This is a genomic window from Streptomyces sp. H27-D2, assembly GCF_035828615.1.
Taxonomy (GTDB): Bacteria; Actinomycetota; Actinomycetes; order Streptomycetales; family Streptomycetaceae; genus Streptomyces.
This window is the reverse complement of the sequence record NZ_JAYMZR010000010.1, coordinates 8,986-26,700: the sequence shown is the minus strand read 5'-3', so window position 1 is coordinate 26,700 and position 17,715 is coordinate 8,986. Positions and strand designations below refer to the sequence as shown.

13 protein-coding genes and 2 pseudogenes are annotated in these 17,715 nt (G+C 71.5%); 10 read left to right on the top strand and 5 right to left on the bottom strand.

Features of this window, described 5'->3' with window-relative positions; all coding sequences use genetic code 11:
* Positions 1-192: 192 nt before the first annotated feature.
* Positions 193-741, top strand: a pseudogene (locus tag QMK28_RS06330) (amidase family protein); the annotation flags it as partial.
* A gap of 43 nt (positions 742-784) precedes the next feature.
* On the opposite strand, the pseudogene QMK28_RS06325 reads toward QMK28_RS06330, so the two are convergent.
* Positions 785-1,879 (bottom strand): annotated as a pseudogene (locus QMK28_RS06325) (FAD-dependent monooxygenase); the annotation flags it as partial.
* Between the two features lie 99 nt (positions 1,880-1,978).
* Between QMK28_RS06325 and QMK28_RS06320 the strand changes: the two are divergent.
* Positions 1,979-2,659, top strand: coding sequence for a TetR/AcrR family transcriptional regulator C-terminal domain-containing protein (locus QMK28_RS06320; protein ID WP_326435999.1), 681 nt, complete (start codon positions 1,979-1,981; stop codon positions 2,657-2,659).
* Positions 2,660-2,689: 30 nt separating this feature from the next.
* Here QMK28_RS06320 and QMK28_RS06315 read toward each other — a convergent pair whose 3' ends face one another.
* A complete protein-coding gene (locus QMK28_RS06315; RefSeq protein ID WP_326435998.1) occupies positions 2,690-3,391 on the bottom strand; it encodes a FadR/GntR family transcriptional regulator in 702 nt (233 codons plus the stop codon).
* A gap of 147 nt (positions 3,392-3,538) precedes the next feature.
* On the opposite strand from QMK28_RS06315, the gene QMK28_RS06310 reads away from it, so the two are divergent.
* Together QMK28_RS06310 and QMK28_RS06305 are read left to right on the top strand one after the other, a co-directional pair.
* Entirely contained in the window at positions 3,539-4,069 is a 531-nt protein-coding gene (locus QMK28_RS06310; RefSeq protein ID WP_326435997.1) for a gluconokinase, read from the top strand.
* Between the two features lie 112 nt (positions 4,070-4,181).
* Positions 4,182-5,579: a GntT/GntP/DsdX family permease gene (locus QMK28_RS06305; protein ID WP_326435996.1), complete on the top strand. Its 1,398-nt coding sequence runs from the start codon at positions 4,182-4,184 to the stop codon at positions 5,577-5,579.
* A gap of 21 nt (positions 5,580-5,600) precedes the next feature.
* On the opposite strand, the gene QMK28_RS06300 is transcribed toward QMK28_RS06305, so the two are convergent.
* From QMK28_RS06300 to QMK28_RS06290, 3 genes are all read right to left on the bottom strand, one after another.
* On the bottom strand, positions 5,601-6,908 hold the full coding sequence (locus tag QMK28_RS06300; RefSeq protein WP_326435995.1) for an acyltransferase family protein: 1,308 nt from the start codon (positions 6,906-6,908) through the stop codon (positions 5,601-5,603).
* Positions 6,905-8,383, bottom strand: a complete 1,479-nt coding sequence (locus tag QMK28_RS06295; protein WP_326436063.1) for a polysialyltransferase family glycosyltransferase — start codon at positions 8,381-8,383, stop codon at positions 6,905-6,907. Before QMK28_RS06295 ends, QMK28_RS06300 begins: the two co-directional genes overlap by 4 nt.
* A 161-nt stretch (positions 8,384-8,544) precedes the next feature.
* Positions 8,545-9,522 (bottom strand): glycosyltransferase family 2 protein, encoded by a 978-nt coding sequence (locus QMK28_RS06290; RefSeq protein WP_326435994.1) that lies wholly within the window; start codon positions 9,520-9,522, stop codon positions 8,545-8,547.
* Between the two features lie 187 nt (positions 9,523-9,709).
* On the opposite strand from QMK28_RS06290, the gene QMK28_RS06285 reads away from it, so the two are divergent.
* The 6 genes from QMK28_RS06285 to QMK28_RS06260 all read left to right on the top strand — a co-directional run bounded on the left by QMK28_RS06285 (position 9,710) and on the right by QMK28_RS06260 (position 17,677).
* Positions 9,710-11,050, top strand: coding sequence for a DUF6716 putative glycosyltransferase (locus tag QMK28_RS06285; protein ID WP_326435993.1), 1,341 nt, complete (start codon positions 9,710-9,712; stop codon positions 11,048-11,050).
* A 167-nt stretch (positions 11,051-11,217) separates the two neighbouring features.
* The gene (locus QMK28_RS06280) at positions 11,218-12,636 is read left to right on the top strand and encodes an acylneuraminate cytidylyltransferase (RefSeq protein ID WP_326435992.1); all 1,419 of its coding nucleotides are present in this window, start codon (positions 11,218-11,220) and stop codon (positions 12,634-12,636) included.
* Positions 12,637-12,743: 107 nt separating this feature from the next.
* Positions 12,744-13,670, top strand: a complete 927-nt coding sequence (locus QMK28_RS06275; RefSeq protein ID WP_326435991.1) for an N-acetylneuraminate synthase family protein — start codon at positions 12,744-12,746, stop codon at positions 13,668-13,670.
* 255 nt (positions 13,671-13,925) lie between these two features.
* Complete coding sequence (locus tag QMK28_RS06270; protein ID WP_326436062.1) at positions 13,926-15,062, top strand: hypothetical protein; 1,137 nt, start codon at positions 13,926-13,928, stop codon at positions 15,060-15,062.
* Between the two features lie 213 nt (positions 15,063-15,275).
* Positions 15,276-16,502 carry an amidohydrolase gene (locus QMK28_RS06265; RefSeq protein ID WP_326436061.1) on the top strand — a complete coding sequence of 409 codons (1,227 nt, stop codon included), beginning with the start codon at positions 15,276-15,278 and terminating at the stop codon, positions 16,500-16,502.
* Between the two features lie 143 nt (positions 16,503-16,645).
* Positions 16,646-17,677 carry a BMP family lipoprotein gene (locus QMK28_RS06260; RefSeq protein ID WP_326435990.1) on the top strand — a complete coding sequence of 344 codons (1,032 nt, stop codon included), beginning with the start codon at positions 16,646-16,648 and terminating at the stop codon, positions 17,675-17,677.
* Positions 17,678-17,715 lie beyond the last annotated feature (38 nt).

Sequence of the window (17,715 nt, the reverse complement as noted above, 5' to 3'; positions counted from 1 at the left end):
CGGGTGGGCGCAGGGGGCGGGCGCGGAGGGCGCGCGTGGCGGGGTGGCTCGGGGCGCTCGCGCCCGGCGCGCGGCGCGAGGGTGTGGCGCGGGGAGTGCGCCGTCCCGCCGGCGCGTGGCCGAGCGGGGCTGGGTGTGGCTGAGCGGGCCTCAGCGGCCCGGAGAGAGCATCGAGGCAAGGGGGGGCACACGATGACCAGGGGATTGAACGGCCAGGCCAAGGCGCTGGCGGACGGCGAGGTGTCCTCGCGGGAACTCGTCGAGCGGGCGCTGTCGCGCATCGAGGCCGCCCAGCCGACGCTCAACGCCTTCCGCCGGGTGCGGGTCGAGGCCGCGCTCGACGAAGCGGACGCGGCGGACCGGCGGTTGGCGGCCGGCGAGCGGTCGCCGCTGCTCGGCGTGCCGATCGCCGTCAAGGACGACACGGATGTGGCGGGCGAACCGACGGCCTTCGGCTGCACCGGGGCGTTCCCGCCGAAGACCGCGGACGGCGAGGCCGTCCGCAGGCTGCGGGCCGCCGGAGCGGTCATCGTCGGCAAGACCAACAGCCCGGAGATCGGCCAGTGGCCCTTCACCGAAGGGCCGGCCTTCGGCGACACCCGTAACCCCTGGCACCACGGGCACACGCCGGGCGGCTCCTCGGGCGGCGCGGCGGCGGCCGTCGCCGCCGGACTCGTACCGGCCGCCCTCGGCTCCGACGGCGCCGGTTCGGTCCGCATCCCCGCCGCCTGGACGCATCTTCGTTGTTCCCCCGGTGCAGCCGGGTGCTGAGGCCCAGCACGTCCGCCGCGACCGGCATCCGCTCGCTCTCGTACGAGTCCAGCAGGCCCTCCGGCGCGCCGTGCAGCAGCACCTGGCCGAGCTTCCAGCCCAGGTTGTACGCGTCCTGCACGCTGGTGTTGAGGCCCTGGCCGCCGGCCGGGGAGTGGATGTGCGCCGCGTCGCCCGCCAGGAAGACCCGGCCGTCGCGGAAGCGCTCGGCCATCGCCGCGCGCACCCGGAACGGCGACGACCAGTGCACCGTCCCCGCCCGCAGCCCGACCCGCTCCGCGACCAGGGCCCGTACGGCCGCCGGATCCGGGTCGGGCTCGGCGTCGCCGTCGAAGCGCGCGAACAGCTGGAACGCCTCGGTGCCGGGCAGCGGGCACAGCATGACCGCGCCGCCAGGAGCCTCCGGCCAGACATGCCAGTGCGTACGCGGGAGTCCGGGCATGTCGAGGTCCGCGACCAGCATCGGCTGGGTGTCCACGGTCTGCCCGGTGAAGGGGGTGCCGAGGACCCTGCGTACGGTGCTGCGCCCGCCGTCCGCCGCGACCAGGTAGCGGAACCGCGCGGTTCCGGCGGCGCCGGCGTGGGTCAGGGCGGCCGTGACCGCCGTCCCGTCCTGGGCGAATCCGCTCAGCGCGGTGCCGAACTCGACCGCCCCGCCCAACGCCGCCAGCCGCTCGCGCAGGATCTCCTGGGTGCGGGACTGCGGGACCATCCACCCCTCGGCGTACGGGATGCCGGGCGTCGGTTCGCCGCGCTCGTTCATGTACCAGTCGCCGGTCGTCCTGCCGTCCTTCCAGCCGCGCATCATCGGCAGCGGGCAGCCCGCCGCGCGCACCGCCTCGATCAGGCCGAGGTCGTCGAAGACCTCCTGGGTGCGCGGCTGGATGCCCTTGCCGCGTGAGCCGGGGAAGCCGCCCGCCGCCGCGTCCACCAGCCGGAACGGGACGCCCCTGCGGGCGAGGTCGCAGGCCAGCGTCAGCCCGGTGGGCCCGGCGCCGACGATCAGCACGGCCGGCGCGCCCGCCGGAGCGGTCGTGTCCGGCGCGCCAGGCGTGGCAGTCGTGGCAGTCGTGTCTGCCCCGGTCGAGGGGGTTGTCGCAGTTGTCATCCCTCCCTGCTCCTTAACGTTGTTAAGCCCGATGTCTCCAGAGTCTCCTTAACGGTGTTAAATAGTCAAGCGTCGGACGCCGACTGGGAGGATGGCCGCATGGCGACACGACTGGACCGGGCGCAGGTGGCGGACACCGCGCTGCGGCTGCTGAACGAGGTGGGCCTCGAAGGGCTGTCCCTGCGTCGTATCGCCAAGGAGCTCAACGTGCAGGCCCCGGCGCTCTACTGGCACTTCAAGAACAAGCAGGCGCTGCTCGACGAGATGGCGACCGAGATGCTGCGCCGCATGACGGCCGACGCGGGCGTTCCGGAGTCCTTGACCGGTGCGGGCGAAGCGGCGGACCCTGCCGCCGCCGGGCAGGACTGGCAGCGCGTCTTCACCGCGATGCTGCACACGATGCGCCGTAACCTGCTCCAGTACCGGGACGGCGCTCGGGTCTACAGCGGAACGCATTTCACCGGCAACAGCTACGCCGAGCCGATGAACGCCTATCTGCGGATGCTCACCGACGCCGGTTTCACGCCCGAGGCGTCGGTCCGCGCCTGGTCGACGGCGTACAGCTACACCATCGGCTTCGTCATCGAAGAGCAGTCCTCGAAGCCGCTCCCCGGCAGCGACGCCCCGGGGATCGACCTGGAGGAGCGCGAGCTGCGGCTCGCCGGGTATCCGCTGCTCGCCGGGGCGGGGCGGCAGCTGTTCGCGGGGTACGACGAGGGGTTCGCGGAAGGGCTGCGGGTCGTCGTCGCGGGCATCGCGGCGACCTTGGCCCCCCGTTAGCGAGCGGCCCTACAGTGCCGGCCGGCGGCCCTACGGGGCCAGGACGTCGAGTTCGTGCAGCGCCCCGACCGCGATCTCGCGGGTCAGCCGCTCCGCGCGCTCCGCGTCCCGCGACCGGATCGCCTCCGCGACCCGCACATGCAGGGTGACGGCGGCCGGGTCCGGGTCGGTGAACATGACGTGGTGTTCGGTTCGGCCGCTCAGTACCTCGGCGACGACATCGCCGAGCCGCGCGAACATCTCGTTGCCGGACGCCCGCAGGATCACCCGGTGGAACTTGATGTCGTGGCGCAGGTACGCCTCCAACTGCTGTCCGCGTGACGTGGACACCATGCCCAGCGCGTGTTCGGTGAGGTCGGCGCACTGCTGCGGGGTGGCGAGCTCGGCGGCCAGGCCGGCCGCGACGGGTTCGACCGCCGAGCGCAGCGTCGTCAGCGAGCGGAGCTGCCGGGGCCGGTCGGCGCCGGCCAGCCGCCAGCGGATGACCTGCGGGTCGTAGACGTTCCACTCCTCGGTGGGGCGGACGGTCACGCCGACCCGCCGCCGGGACTCGACCAGGTGCATGGACTCCAGGACGCGGATCGCCTCGCGGATGACCGTGCGCGAGACCTCGAAGCGCTGTTCGAGCTCGTCGGTGCGCAGAACGGTCCCCGGTGGGTACTCGCCGGCGGTGATCGAGGGCCCGAGGGATTCCAGCACGCGCGCGTGGAGTCCTTGCCGCTGGATTGTCATGGCCTCACCCTATGGTCCGCCGCTGGGAAATATTAAGTATGACGTTTGCGTCACAGCCTCTTGAACACGTCGTACTCAATAGGTTTCAGTGGGGCGACACACCGATGTCAACGAAACACCGATGTCAACGAAGACAGCGAGGTAGCGATGAGTACCCCCCACGTCATCGTGGTGATGGGAGTCGCCGGCACCGGCAAGACCACGATCGGTCCGCTGGTGGCGGCCGAACTCGGAGTCCCGTATGCCGAAGGCGACGACTTCCACCCCCCGGCGAACATCGCGAAGATGTCGGCGGGCATCCCGCTGGACGACACCGACCGGGAGCCCTGGCTCGACGCCATCGGCGCCTGGGCGCACAACCGGGCCGGGCAAGGCGGTGTGGCGAGCAGTTCCGCGCTCAAGCGGATCTACCGCGACCGGCTCCGCGCCGCCGCCCCTGACCTGCTCTTCCTCCACCTCACCGGCGACCGGGAACTGATCGCCGGCCGGATGGCGGAGCGCAAGGGCCACTTCATGCCGTCCGCCCTGCTGAACTCGCAATTCGCCACGCTCCAGCCGCTCGGGCCGGACGAGGCGGGCGTGGCCGTGGACGTGACGGGCACCCCCGAGGAGATCGCCGAGCGCGCTGTCGCCGCGCTGCGCCGGCTTGACCCCGAGCCGTCCGCCCGCCCGGCGTAGCCGGTCCCCGTACCGCGCGCTTCCGCGCCGCTCACCCCCGCACACGCGCCCCCGCGCGCCCCCGCATTCCCGTACTCCTTCCCGTGCTCCTTCCCGTACTAAGGAACCCGCCGTGACACGTCTCAGCGTCGAGATGCTGGCAGCGGACACCGCCGAACCGATCACTTCGGCAGGTCATGCGCAGCTCGGTATCGCCGTCCTCGTCGGTATCGCCGTCATCGTTCTTCTCATCACCAAGTTCAAGCTGCACGCCTTTCTCTCCCTGACCATCGGCTCGCTGGCGCTCGGAGCCGTCGCGTCCGCGCCGCTGGACAAGGTCATCGCGAGCTTCACCGGCGGCCTCGGCTCCACGGTCGCCGGCGTCGGCGTGCTCATCGCGCTCGGCGCGATCCTCGGGAAGCTGCTCGCCGACTCCGGCGGCGCGGACCAGATCGTCGACACCATCCTCGCCAAGGCATCCGACCGGACGATGCCCTGGGCGATGGTGCTGATCGCGGGCATCATCGGTCTGCCGCTGTTCTTCGAAGTCGGCATCGTGCTGATGATTCCGGTCGTCCTGCTGGTCGCCAAGCGCGGCAACTACTCGCTGATGCGCGTCGGCATCCCCGCGCTGGCGGGCCTGTCCGTCATGCACGGCCTGGTGCCGCCGCACCCCGGCCCGCTCGCCGCGATCTCCGCGGTCGACGCCAACCTGGGCGTCACGCTGGCGCTGGGCGTGCTGATCGCGGTGCCGACCGCGATCATCGCCGGACCGCTCTTCGGGCGCGTCGCGGCCCGCTGGGTGGACATCGCCCCGCCGGAGGGCCTGGTCCCCGAGCGCCCCTCGGAGGACCTCAAGCACCGCCCGAGCTTCGCCGCCACCGTCTCGACGGTGCTGCTGCCGGTCGTGTTGATGCTCGCCAAGGCTCTCGTCGACATCGTTATCGATGACCCGAAGAACACCGTTCAGCGGGTCACGGACGTCATCGGATCGCCGCTGATCGCGCTGCTCGCCGCCGTGATCGTCGCCATGTTCACCCTCGGCAGGGCGGCCGGCTTCCGCAAGGACCGGCTCGCGATCACCGTCGAGAAGTCCTTCGTCCCGATCGCCGGCATCCTGCTGATCGTCGGCGCCGGCGGCGGCTTCAAGCAGACGCTGATCGATGTCGGCGTGGGCCAGATGATCCTGGACTTCTCCGAGAGCTGGGCCGTCTCCCCGCTGCTGCTGGCCTGGCTGATCGCGGTCGGCATCCGGCTCGCCACGGGCTCGGCGACGGTGGCCACCATCTCGGCCGCCGGACTCGTCGCGCCGCTCGCCGCCGACATGAGCACGACCCATGTCGCGCTGCTGGTCCTCGCGGTCGGTGCGGGTTCGCTGTTCTTCAGCCATGTCAACGACGCGGGCTTCTGGCTGGTCAAGGAGTACTTCGGGATGGACGTCGGGCAGACGATCAAGACGTGGTCGGTGATGGAGACGATCATCTCGGTGGTCTCGCTGGTCTTCGTCCTGCTGCTTTCGCTCATCCTCTAGCTCCAGCCGGGGCAGCCCCCGTTACCCAGAACCGCTCGTCTTCGCCGAACGCAGCAGCCCGTTCCTGACCTTCGGCGCCAGGGGCCGCTCCACGAAGCGGTGCAGCAGCCAGGCGAGCAGCAGCATCGTGCCGATCGTCAGCGGGAAGACCAGCCAGGCGGGCAGGCCGAGGCCGCGGTGCAGTACTGCGACCGTCACCCAGCCCAGGTGCTCGTGCACCAGATAGAACGGGTAGGTCAGGGCCCCCGCGACCGTCAGCCAGCGCCAGTCGGCCCACCGCAGCTTGCCGAGGGCCACGGCGGCGACGGCCGCGAAGCCCAGGGTGACCACGGCGACGATGGTGAGCGAGGAGCGGTAGGAGAAGTAGTCCGGGTCCGGCGGGTGCCAGAGCCGGTCCACCGCGTAATGCTGGCCGAGCAGCCAGCTGAAGCCGACGATGCCCCACGCGGTCACGTCATGGCCGAACCGGTGGATCAGGTAGAGGCCGACGCCGCCGATGAAGAACGGGGCGTACTCCGGCATCAGGACGATGTCGAGGACCGGCAGGTCCGCGGTCGCGGCGATGGCCGCGCCCAGCGTCCACAGGGCGCAGAAGAGCACGACGCGCTGCCGGCTCGCGCCGGGGAGCACGACGAAGAGCGCGAACAGGGCGTAGAAGCGCACCTCCGCCCAGAGCGTCCAGCACACGCCCAGCACCCGGTCCACGCCCAGCGGCTGTTGGAGCATCGTCAGGTTGACGAGCGCGTCGCTGGGCGACACCGCTTCGTACGCGATCCAGGGCAGCGCGAAGACGGCTGTGACCAGGATGACCGCCGCCCAGTAGGCGGGGAAGAGGCGCGAGACGCGGGACGCGAAGAAGTGGCGCAGCGGCCGGCCCCAGCCGCTCATGCAGATCACGAAGCCGCTGATGATGAAGAAGATCTGGACGCCGAGGCAGCCGTAGGCGAAGAGCTGGGAGAGGGAGGGGAACTGCCGGCCGGGGGAGGAGCCCCAGGCTTCGCTGATCTCCCCGTCGCGGCCCCCGTAGTGGTACGCGGCCACCATGAGGGCGGCGAGGAGCCGGAGCCCGTCCAGCGCGCGGAGCCGGACGGGGGGCGTGCGGCGGGTCCCGGGCGCCCCGGGAGTGAGCTGCGCGCGGTCACTGTGCTGGTCGGTGGCGGGGTCGGTGGCGGGGTCGGTGGCGGTAGCCGTTCCTGTGCCGCCGGTGGGGGAATCGCGGCTGTTCACAGCGGTACGGGTGGACAGGGGAGCGCGGGTGTCACAGGGGCCTTGCGGTCCGGAAACGTCCGGTTCGGGCGGCGGCTGGAGCGCGGTGTTGCCGACCGTCATCCGAAAGCGGCCCTCTTCTTGAGAGTGCGCTGTACGGCGCGCGCACGCCGGGCGACCCGGCGGACGGTGGCGTTGCGCGGCAGGAAGGCCAGCTGCGAGGGGACCGCGCCGGGCAGGGCGAGTGCGGTGAGCCTGCGGCGCTTGAAGTAGTGCCAGGTGCGGGCGTCGAGGCTGGTGGTGAGATAGCGCTCGGCGGCGGGACGCAGGTTCGGGTAGATCTGCGGCTGCATCGCGAAGCCGACGGCGGCGATCAGGCCGGACAGCTGCCGGCCCGTCTGCGCCACGGTCTCCCCGGTCCAGCTCTGGACGGCCGCACGGTCGTCCAGCTGCGGGAGCAGCGCGTCCACGATGGTGACCGGGACGCGGTTGCTGTTCTGGTACGGGCTGAGCCGCTCCAGCAGCAGTCCGGTGCCGGTGCTGGCGACCGGCAGGGCGTAGAGCGTGGTCGCGGTCAGCAGCGCGGTGGAGAAGCAGCCGACCACCAGGGCGGGCCGCATCCTTTGGTAGAGCACTTCGGCGAGCACGGGGGAGTCGACGACGGTCAGCTCGACCCCCAGCGTCACGGCCTCCTGCTCCAGCATCCGCGACCAGCGGGCGGGGGCGGTGGGGTGCGGCTTGAAGACGATCCGGCGGTGGCCGAGGTCGACCGCGCCGCGCAGCATCGTGACATGCAGCCGCTCCTCCTCCTCGGCGCTCAGGATGTCGAGCGCGGAGAGGTACTGGCCCATGAGCAGCGCGGGCGAGTCGATCTCCGGGAGGTCCGGGTAGCCGGCGTCGGGGCGTGCTGCCCGGTCCGCCCCGGCTGCCCCCGCCGGCGCGTCCGCTTCCCGCGTTTCCGGCAATTCCTGCGTTTCGCGCGATTCAGGCGCTTCGGGCAGCTCCGCCAGTTCGGCCAGCACCGCCGTGAAGCGTTCGGTGGGCACGATCTGCGCCTCGACGCCGAACTCGGTGAGCAGCAGGGGGCGCAACCCCGGTACGAGGTCGAGGTGCAGCAGGCGGCGGATGCGGGTGCCGACCAGCGGGTCGAGTTTGTTGCGGGTCGGCCCGTAGCTCATCAGGCCGTCGGCGTAGACGTCGATGGGTGCGGAGGGGAAGAGCTGGACGAGGGCGAGTGCCGGGTTGACCTGGATGGATTCGACGGCGATCTCGATCTCGTCGTCGCCCAGGCCCCAGAGCAGCCGCAGGTGCCGCTCCCACAGCGGGGCGTCGTTGAGGCGCGGGCCCCAGCCGCCGGGGTGGAAGGGGCTGATCGTCTCGTTCCAGGACAACACCCGGTCGAAGCGCGGACGCAGCCGCTCGAAGCCGGGCATCTCCTCCAGGCCGGGCGTCGTCTCGGGCGTCGTGGAGTTGTTGCTGACCAGCAGCAGCCGACGGTCGGCCGCCGGGAAGCAGTCCGCGTCGAGGGCTGCGGCGAGCGTCGCCACGCCGTAGAGGGTCGAGGCGAAGAAGATCTGGGTGCGCCCGCGCCCGCGCAGGGTGGCGCGCGGGAGGGCGCGCGGCGCGTCCTGTGCGCCACCGCCCGGGGTGTCGTCCGGGGCGCCGCTGTTCGGGGTGCTGTTATTCGCGGTGCCGTGTGCGGGATCGGGCGTGGAGTCGGGCGTGGAGCCGGGTGCTGGGTCGGGCGCGCGGGCGGTCATCAGGCCGCCACCTCGCCGGTGGTCGGACGGCGGCGCAGGCGGCGCAGCCGCACGGCGCGTTCCAGGTCCATGGAATCGAGCGCGTCATTGAGTACGCCCTGTGGCATTCGCTTCAGGGCGGCCGCGCTCATCGCGCGCAACTTACGTGCCACGGCTGGTTCAAACCTCTCCGTGCTGCCGAGATGGTGGGAAATGATCGCGCAGTAGGTGCGGATGGCCTTGGGCAGCAATTGATCGGCGTCCACGTCCCGCGCGGTTTCCTCGATCACCTGATCGAAGGCGCGAATGAAATCGAGTTGGCGCACATCCCCGATCTGGGTCAGCGAGGATGCCACCCCGCGCCGGTAGAAGACGCCGAGCAGCCCGACGACGGCGAAGGATTCCGCCTCGCGGTGCAGCCGCCAGATCCACGGCCGGTCCTCGGCGGTGCGCAGGCCGTGCCGGAAGTGCAGCAGCCCGTCGTCCAGCAGCCGGCGGTGGTAGATGCCGGCCCAGGCGTAGGCGTAGTCGACGGGGGTGCTGCGGTCGGCGGGCAGGATCACCTCGCGCGGCCGCATCACGACCCCGCGCCTGCCGTGCGGGACGCGGTGGATCGTACGGGTCCTGCCGATGCACTGGACATGGTCCGTGCGCACGAAGTCGCACCCCAACTCCTCTATGGAAGAGAGGAGTTCCCGGTAATATCCGGGCGCGAGCCAGTCGTCGCCGTCGAGGAAGGTGATGTATTCGCCGCGAGCCGCGTCGAGGCCGGTATTACGGGCGGTGGCGAGACCGCCGTTCTGTTCGTGCCGTACGACGACGGCGCCCGGCAGGTCCCGCGCGGCGCGGTCCAGAATCTCCGGAGTCCCGTCGGTCGAACAGTCGTCGACGAGAATGAATTCGAAGTCCTGTCGCGCGTTCGCACGCAGGCTTCTGAGCGTGTCAGGGGCGTATGTCTGCACGTTGTAGAACGGCACGATGACGGAGAGCTTAACCACCTGGGTGACGTTAGGTGTCCGGCCGTGATTCGTCTTGGCCGGTAGGGGTCTCGTGGGTGAACGACGAATGGCGGAATGGTTAACCAGCCCTTCCGATGGCTCGAATCGTTAATCGTCGACCTGTTGTTAACCCGCTGTTGCGGCTGAGTTGGGCCGTCACTCGGAATCGCTTTCTAGCGTCTTCGATGTGCCATCACGTACCACTTCTCAGCTGCGAGTAGCCGTACTCGCCGATTCGGACACCCGGTGGAAATGGGGTGCGCTCACCGCGCGCCGCCTCGCACCGGGGGCCCGGCTCGACGGGTACCTCCTACGCGGCCGCGCCACGCCAACGGTCCGCCAACTCGACGAGGTCGGGGTGGGGGCGGACTCTCTGCGCGAGGTCACAGGCGTCGAGTTCGTCCGGTCCCTGGACCGGACGAACTGCGACCTGCTCGTGCTCTCCTGTGTCGGCGGCGCCGTCCAGGCGATGCTGCACGGGCTGGGACACGCCTGGCGGGAGGCCGCCGGGCGGCGGCCCGTCGTCGCGACCGGCTATGTAGGGGTCGTCTACGAAAAACTCGCCGACGGGCTGCTGCTGCGGCACGGCGCGGACCTGGTGCTCGCCAACAGCCGGCACGACGCGGACCGCTTCCGCGAGGTCTACGCGGGTGTAGGGGCCGGGACGGAGAGCGTCGTCGAGTGCGCGCTGCCCTTCCTGGGGGGCGCGCCGTACGACGAGGGGGCGCGCGAGGGCCGTCCGCACACCGTCGTCTTCGCCGCCCAGCCCTCCGTGCCGGACCGCCGCGCCGACCGTACGTACCTGCTGCGCCGGGCCGTCGAGCACGCCCGCCGGCACCCGGACCGGGAAGTCCTGATCAAGCTGCGCAGCAAGCCCGGCGAGCACACCACGCACATCGAGGAACTGCCCTACCAGAAGCTCACCGCCAAGCTGCCGGACGGCCTGCCGGCCAACTGCCGACTGGTCTACGGACACATGGGCGACGTCCTCGACCGCACCGACCTGCTGGTCACCGTCAGCTCCACAGCCGCCCTCGAATCGCTGCACCGGGGCATCCCGACCGCTGTCCTGACCGACCTGGGCGTGCGCGAGACGCTCGGCAACCACCACTTCCTCGGCTCCGGCTGCCTCGCCTCCTGGGACCAGCTCGACGCGGGGCACCGGCCGCACCCGGCCGCCGAATGGCTGAGCAGGCAGGGCGTCGCGGCCCATTCGGAGAGCGGGGGATACGAGACGGCGTTCGACGTGGCCCGCGACCGGGTCGCCGAACTGGCCGCGGCCGCCGAACTCCCGCCGCCGGCTCCCTACTACACACCCGTCACCGCGCCGGGCTACCTCCCCGGCGTACTGGCCCGGCACGGCCTCGGCCCGGACGGCGCGCCGCGCCCCGGCTCGGACACCTCGGCCGCCGAGGTCTCCGGGGTCCGGCTGGCCGTCCGCAACGCCCTGCGGGAGGCGGCGCGCGGCACCTACCGGCACGGCGTCCAGCGCGTGGCCCCCGTCATCCGCCGGATGGGGGAGCTGTGAGCGCCGTCCCCGCGCCCGGCGCCGCCGTGCGCGCGCCCGCTTCCGGCGCCGCAGCGCGCGCTCCCGGCGGCGCTGTAGCGGAGTCCGTCCAGTCCGCCCAGCCCGCACGTTCCGCACAGTCCGCACGTTCACGGCCGGCGCTCAGCGCCCCTACCGATGGAGCCGCCATGTCCAGCACGGAGTCCTCCGGGCGAGGGAGTGTCCCGACAGCCACCGCACCCAGGGCCGGCCGCGTCCTCGCGGTGATCCCGGCCCGCGGCGGGTCGAAGGGCGTGCCCGCCAAGAACCTGGCCGCGGTGGGGGGCGTGCCGCTCGTGGCGCGCGCCGTACGGGAATGCCGCGCTACCCGGCTCGTCACGGACGTCGTCGTCTCCACGGACGACCCCGGCATCGCCGCCGCCGCACGCGGCGCGGGAGCCGATGTGGTCATGCGCCCCGCCGCCATCGCGGGGGACACGGCGACCAGTGAGGCCGCGGTGCTGCACGCCATGGAAGCCCACGAGGCGCTGCAGGGCGCGGTCATGGACGTCGTCCTGCTGGTGCAGTGCACCAGCCCCTTCATCGTCCGCGAGGACATCGACGGGGTGGCCGCCGCCGTCCTCGAAGCCGGCGCCGACACGGCCCTGACGGTGGCCCCCTTCCACGGTTTCGTCTGGCGCGACGCGGACGACGGCCTGGACGACCTGAACGCCGACGAGGCCCTCGCCCCGGCAGCGCACACTCCGGCCGCGCACATCGCCCCGGCCCTGAGCGCCGTCCCCGCGCTGAGTGGAAGCGTCCCGGCCGGAAGCGTCCCCGAGCCGAGTGGAACCGCCCCGGCGCCCGCCCCGGCAGCGGTCGCACCCGTCGCGCCGGTCAGCGGCGGCATGGGCGTCAACCACGACAAGTCGTACCGCCCGCGCAGGCAGGACCGCCCCCAGGACCTCCTGGAGACCGGCGCGGCCTACGCGATGCGGGCCGACGGCTTCCGCGACGCGCGGCACCGCTTCTTCGGCCGCACCGAGCTCGTACGGACCGACCCGGCCAGGGTCCTGGAGATCGACGAGCCCGGCGACCTGGCCCGCGCCCGCGTCCTCGCGCCCCTGCTGGACGCCCCGCGCCCCGGCGCGCTCCCCACCCGTGACGACATCGACGCGGTGGTAATCGACTTCGACGGCACCCAGACCGACGACAGGGTGCTGGTCGACTCCGATGGACGGGAAATGGTCGCCGTGCACCGCGGCGACGGACTCGGCATCGCAGCCCTCCGCCGTGCGGAGCTGGCGCTGCTGATCCTGTCCACGGAACAGAACCCGGTCGTCGCCGCACGCGCCCGCAAGCTGCGGGTTCCCGTGCTCCATGGCATCGACCGCAAGGACCTCGCACTCAAGCAGTGGTGCGAGGAGCAGAGCATCGCGCCGGAGCGGGTGCTCTACGTCGGCAACGACGTCAACGACCTGCCCTGCTTCGGCCTCGTGGGCTGGCCCGTCGCGGTCGCCGACGCGCACGACATCGTGCGCGGCGCCGCCCGCGCCGTCACCTCCACTCCCGGTGGCGACGGCGCGATCCGCGAGATCGCCGCGTGGATTCTCGGGCCCGCCCTGTAGCCCGGCCGGGCCGGCTTCCCGGCCCCGTCCCGGAACCCCTCGACCCAACCCACATCACCAGCGCCACCCGGATATCTCCAGTACCTCCAGGAAAAGGAACCTCCCTGATGAGCAACGCCACCCGCCTGCGCACCCTCGGCACGAAGACCGCGGGTCCTGGCCACCCCGTCTACATCACCGGCGAGATCGGCATCAACCACAACGGCGACCTGGAGAACGCCTTCGCGCTGATCGACGCCGCCGCCGACGCGGGCTGCGACGCGGTGAAGTTCCAGAAGCGCACCCCCGAGGTCTGCACCCCGCGCGACCAGTGGCAGATCGAGCGCGACACCCCCTGGGGCCGGATGACGTACATCGACTACCGCCACCGCGTCGAGTTCGACGAGGACGGCTACCGCGCGATCGCCGAGTACTGCAAGAAGCGCGACATCGCCTGGTTCGCCTCCCCGTGGGACGTCGAGTCGGTCGCCTTCCTGGAGAAGTTCGACGTGCCCTGCTACAAGGTCGCCTCGGCTTCCCTCACCGACGACGAGCTGCTGCGCGCCATGCGCGCCACCGGCCGTACGGTCATCCTCTCGACCGGCATGTCCACCCCGAAGCAGATCCGGCACGCGGTCGAGGTGCTGGGCAGCGAGAACATCCTGCTCTGCCACGCCACCAGCACGTACCCGGCGAAGGCCGAGGAGCTCAACCTGCGCGTGATCAACACCCTGCAGGCCGAGTTCCCGAACGTCCCGATCGGCTACTCCGGCCACGAGACCGGCCTGCAGACCACCCTCGCCGCGGTCGCCCTCGGGGCCGCCTTCGTCGAGCGGCACATCACCCTGGACCGCGCCATGTGGGGCTCCGACCAGGCCGCCTCGGTCGAGCCGCAGGGCCTGGTCCGGCTCGTCCGCGACATCCGCGTCGTCGAGGAGTCGCTGGGCGACGGCGTCAAGAAGGTCTACGAGAGCGAGCTCGGCCCGATGAAGAAGCTGCGCCGCGTCGCCGGCGTCGTCGCCGAGGGCAACGACCGCGAGCCGGCGGCGGTCTGACCGGCTGCGGTCAGACCTGCGGCGGTCCGCCCAGGACCGACCTGGGTCCGGTCGCATCCGGTCAGACCCGGCCGCGTCCGATCCGCCGCGTCCGACCCGGCAGGGCTGTGAAGACAAGGCGAAGGCCGCAAAGACAAGGCTACGAACGAGAACACGAGGTGGATCTCGGTGAGCACACCTGACGGGCCCGCGGGCCCGCTCCCGGAAGCGTCGCGCGAGCAGCTCTCATCGACTGCCGCGCGCCGCTTCCGGGGACTGTCCGGGCGCGGTGAGCCCCGGGCCGCGGGGGGCACCCTCGCGTTCGTCGAGAGCCCGGTGCAACTGCTCAACGTCCTGGAGTGGGCGTACGCGGACGCCCAGCGGGCGAGCCGCGAGGACGTGTACGGGCCGGACGCCGCGCGGACCAGCACCGGCACCGGAACCGGCGCGGACCTCACTGTGGTGGTGCTCTCACCGCACGACCCGATGACCCGGGGCCAGCTCCGCCGCATGGTGGAACTCGCCAGGGACGAGGGGATCACGGTCCGCTGGGAGGAGGCGCGCGGCGGAGCGAGTGCGCCGCTGGGCACGATAAAGGGGCTCACGCCCGCCCTGCGCCGTGCGCGCCGGGTGGTCATCGGCGACCCGTTCTCCCGTTACGTTCAACTCCTGTTGACCCTCACCACCGCGCACGACCTCGTCGTGGTCGACGACGGCACCGCCACCATGGAGTTCGTCTCCCAACTGGCCAAGGGCGAACGGCTGGTGCGCTGGCACCGGGTCGGGCGCGGCGGCCGGGGGGCGCTCGGACTGCTGTACGCGCCGGTGTCCGCCATCGCGCGCCGTCGGCTCACCCCGACGCCGCGCCACCGGGGGGAGGTCTTCACCTCGATGCCCGTCGAGCCGCCGCCCGGTATAGAGGTGACCGCGAACGACTTCGCCTGGACCCGCGCCCGGTTCGGCCCGCCGCGGCTGACCCGCGGCACCGACCTGGTCGGCACCTCGCTGGTGGAGACCGGAGTCGTCGATCTCGACCACTACCTCGACGCGGTCGCCACGCTGGCCCGCGACCACGGCGCGACCCGCTACTTCGCGCACCGCAGGGAGAGCCCTGACAAGTTGCACCGGATCACCACCCGCACCGGGCTGGAGATCGTGCGGCCCGACCTGCCCCTCGAACTCATCGCGCGGCGCGGCCCGATAGGCCGGACGATCCTGAGCTTCCCGTCCACCGTCGTGCACACCCTGCCGCTGGCACTCGCCGGCACCGAGGTCAAGGTCGCCGTCTGCGACATCGACCCCGAGTGGCTGACGGACACGGCCTCGCCCCGCGCCCAGGGGTTCCTGTCCGGCGTCACGGGCTCGGCCCGCGACATCACCCGGCTGTCGTCCGTACCGGCCTCGGCGAGCTGAAGGCCCGCGCGCGGGCCGCATACAGAGAGTGGCGATTCGGACACGCATACCCATCTGTGCGAGAGGTCATGCGCCGCGCAACCCACTTTCCCTTCCCCTAACGGGCTGAAGTTTTATTGATCGAGGCCCGGTTGCCCACCGGTGCGCTCTACCCTTCAGAGGGTGAAGCAATTGACGTCCCGCGAGACCGAAGCCGACGACAGCGCCGCGGAAATGCCGGGCGCGCTGCCCGATGAGCTGCGCGCCGAACTCATCTCGTTCCGCCGGGACCTGCACATGCACCCCGAGCTGGGCAACTGCGAGTTCCGCACCACCGCGGCCCTGAAGGCCAGGCTGGAGCGGGCGGGCCTCAAACCCCGGGTCCTCGCGATCGGCACCGGCCTCATCTGCGACATCGGCACCGGCTCGGCAGGAGAGGGAGAGCCCGTCCCCGCCATCCCAGCCACCCCCGCCCGCGGCATGCTCGCCCTCCGGGCCGACATCGACGCGCTGCCCATCCCGGACACCAAGTCCGTCCCGTACCGCTCCACCGTCGCGAACCGCGCGCACGCCTGCGGCCACGACGTGCACACCACCGTCGTGCTCGGCGCGGGCCTGGTCCTCGCCGGGCTGGCGCGCGAGGGCCTGCTGCCGCAGCCGGTCCGGCTGATCTTCCAGCCGGCCGAGGAGGTGCTGCCGGGAGGTGCGCCCGACGCGATCGAGTCCGGGGTGCTGGAAGGCGTGGGCCGGATCGTCGGGGTGCACTGCGACCCCCGGGTCGAGGTCGGCCGGATCGGGCTGCGCCCCGGTCCGATCACCTCCGCGTGCGACCGGCTCGAAGTCTCCCTGGACGGCGCGGGCGGCCACACCGCGCGCCCCCACCTGACCACCGACCTGGTGACCGCCGCCGCCAAGGTGGCGACCGAGGTGCCCGCGCTGCTCGCCCGCCGGGTGGACGCGCGCGCCGGGCTGGCCCTGACCTGGGGGCGGCTGGAGGCCGGGCACGCCTGCAATGTGATCCCGCAGCACGCCGAGCTGTCCGGAACGGTCCGCTGCCTGGACCTGCCCGCCTGGCGCGCCGCCCCCGATCTGGTGCACGCGGCGATCGACGAGGTCGCCACGCTGCACCGCGCGAAGTCGCAGATCAACTACATCAGGGGCGTCCCGCCGGTGGTCAACGAGCCGGCCGCCACCGAGCTGCTGCGCGACGCGATGGCCGCCAGACTCGGCCAGCACTCGATCGAGGACACCGAGCAGAGCCTGGGCGGCGAGGACTTCTCCTGGTATCTGGAGCACGTCCCCGGCGCGATGGCCCGGCTCGGCGTACGAGCGGTGCACGCGGTCGGCGAGGCGGCCCGGCGGGATCTGCACTGCGGTGACTTCGACGTCGACGAGGGCGCGATCAAGGTGGGCGTGGAGCTCTTCACCGCCGCTGCGTTGCTCGATGGCCACCGTCTGTAAAGACGCCGTCGGGATCACGGTCAAGACAGGTTCGCGTCGATCCGATAACGGCTTCAGAGCAGCCCTTTATCTGACATCTACGCGCGTTACGATGCGGCGAAGCCAGCGCCGTAAGAGGCGCTTTCATTGAAGGGGAAGTCCTCTTGCGCCGGGTATCCAAGATCGCAGCCGCGAGTGTCGCCACCGCCGCTCTCGCATTCACCGCAACCGCCTGTGGGGAGAGTTCGACCGACTCCTCCGACGGCAAGTCCAAGGGCGTCGGCCTCGCGTTCGACGTGGGCGGCCGTAGTGACCACTCCTTCAACGAGTCGGCGGCCCGTGGCCTCGACAAGGCGGAGAAGGAGCTCAAGGTCGGCGGCAAGATGATGACCGCCCGCAACAACGAGACCGAGGCGGACCGCGAGCAGCGGCTCACCTCCCTCGCCGAGGCCGGCTACAACCCGGTCATCGGGGTCGGCTTCAACTACGGCAAGTCCGTCGCCAAGGTCGCCAAGGACTTCCCGAAGACCTCGTTCGGCGTCGTCGACTCGGTGGTCGCGGGCAAGAACGTCAACAGCATGGTCTTCGCGGAGCACGAGGGCTCGTACCTCGCAGGCGTCGCCGCCGCGCTCAAGTCCAAGAGCCACAAGGTCGGCTTCATCGGCGGCGTGAACAACGCCCTGATCCAGAAGTTCCAGGCCGGCTTCGAGCAGGGCGTCAAGGCGACCGACCCGAAGGCGAAGGTCACCTCCCAGTACCTCTACCCGAACAACGACAAGGGCTTCAACGACCCTGCCGCTGCGAAGGAGAAGGCCAAGGGAATGCTCGACCAGGGCAACGACGTGATCTACACCGCGGCGGGCCTGTCCGGTGCGGGTTCGATCGAGGCCGTGGCCGCCAAGAAGGGCGCCTGGGCGATCGGCGTGGACTCCGACCAGTACCGCCAGACGGCACTGGCGAAGTACAAGAACTCGATCCTCACCTCGGTCGTGAAGAACGTCGACGTCGCGGTGTACGAGCTGATCAAGAGCGTCAAGGACGACAAGCCGCTCACCGGCACCACCGCGTACAGCCTCGACAAGGACGGCGTCAGCCTCTCCACTTCGGGCGGCTTCATCGACGACATCAAGCCGAAGATCGACGCGGTCAAGAAGAAGATCGCGGACGGCGACGTCAAGGTCAGCGACACCCCGTGACCCCGCAGCGCCCCTGACCGACCGCGCGGGCGGGGGCG

Excerpts from the sequence above, each read along its gene's own strand:
- QMK28_RS06275 (WP_326435991.1), top strand. The coding sequence starts at position 12,744 with ATGAGCAACGCCACCCGCCTGCGCACCCTCGGCACGAAGACCGCGGGT.
- QMK28_RS06265 (WP_326436061.1), top strand. The coding sequence starts at position 15,276 with ATGCCGGGCGCGCTGCCCGATGAGCTGCGCGCCGAACTCATCTCGTTC.
- QMK28_RS06280 (WP_326435992.1), top strand. The coding sequence starts at position 11,218 with ATGTCCAGCACGGAGTCCTCCGGGCGAGGGAGTGTCCCGACAGCCACC.
- QMK28_RS06320 (WP_326435999.1), top strand. The coding sequence starts at position 1,979 with ATGGCGACACGACTGGACCGGGCGCAGGTGGCGGACACCGCGCTGCGG.
- QMK28_RS06300 (WP_326435995.1), bottom strand. The coding sequence starts at position 6,908 with ATGACGGTCGGCAACACCGCGCTCCAGCCGCCGCCCGAACCGGACGTT.
- QMK28_RS06315 (WP_326435998.1), bottom strand. The coding sequence starts at position 3,391 with ATGACAATCCAGCGGCAAGGACTCCACGCGCGCGTGCTGGAATCCCTC.
- QMK28_RS06310 (WP_326435997.1), top strand. The coding sequence starts at position 3,539 with ATGAGTACCCCCCACGTCATCGTGGTGATGGGAGTCGCCGGCACCGGC.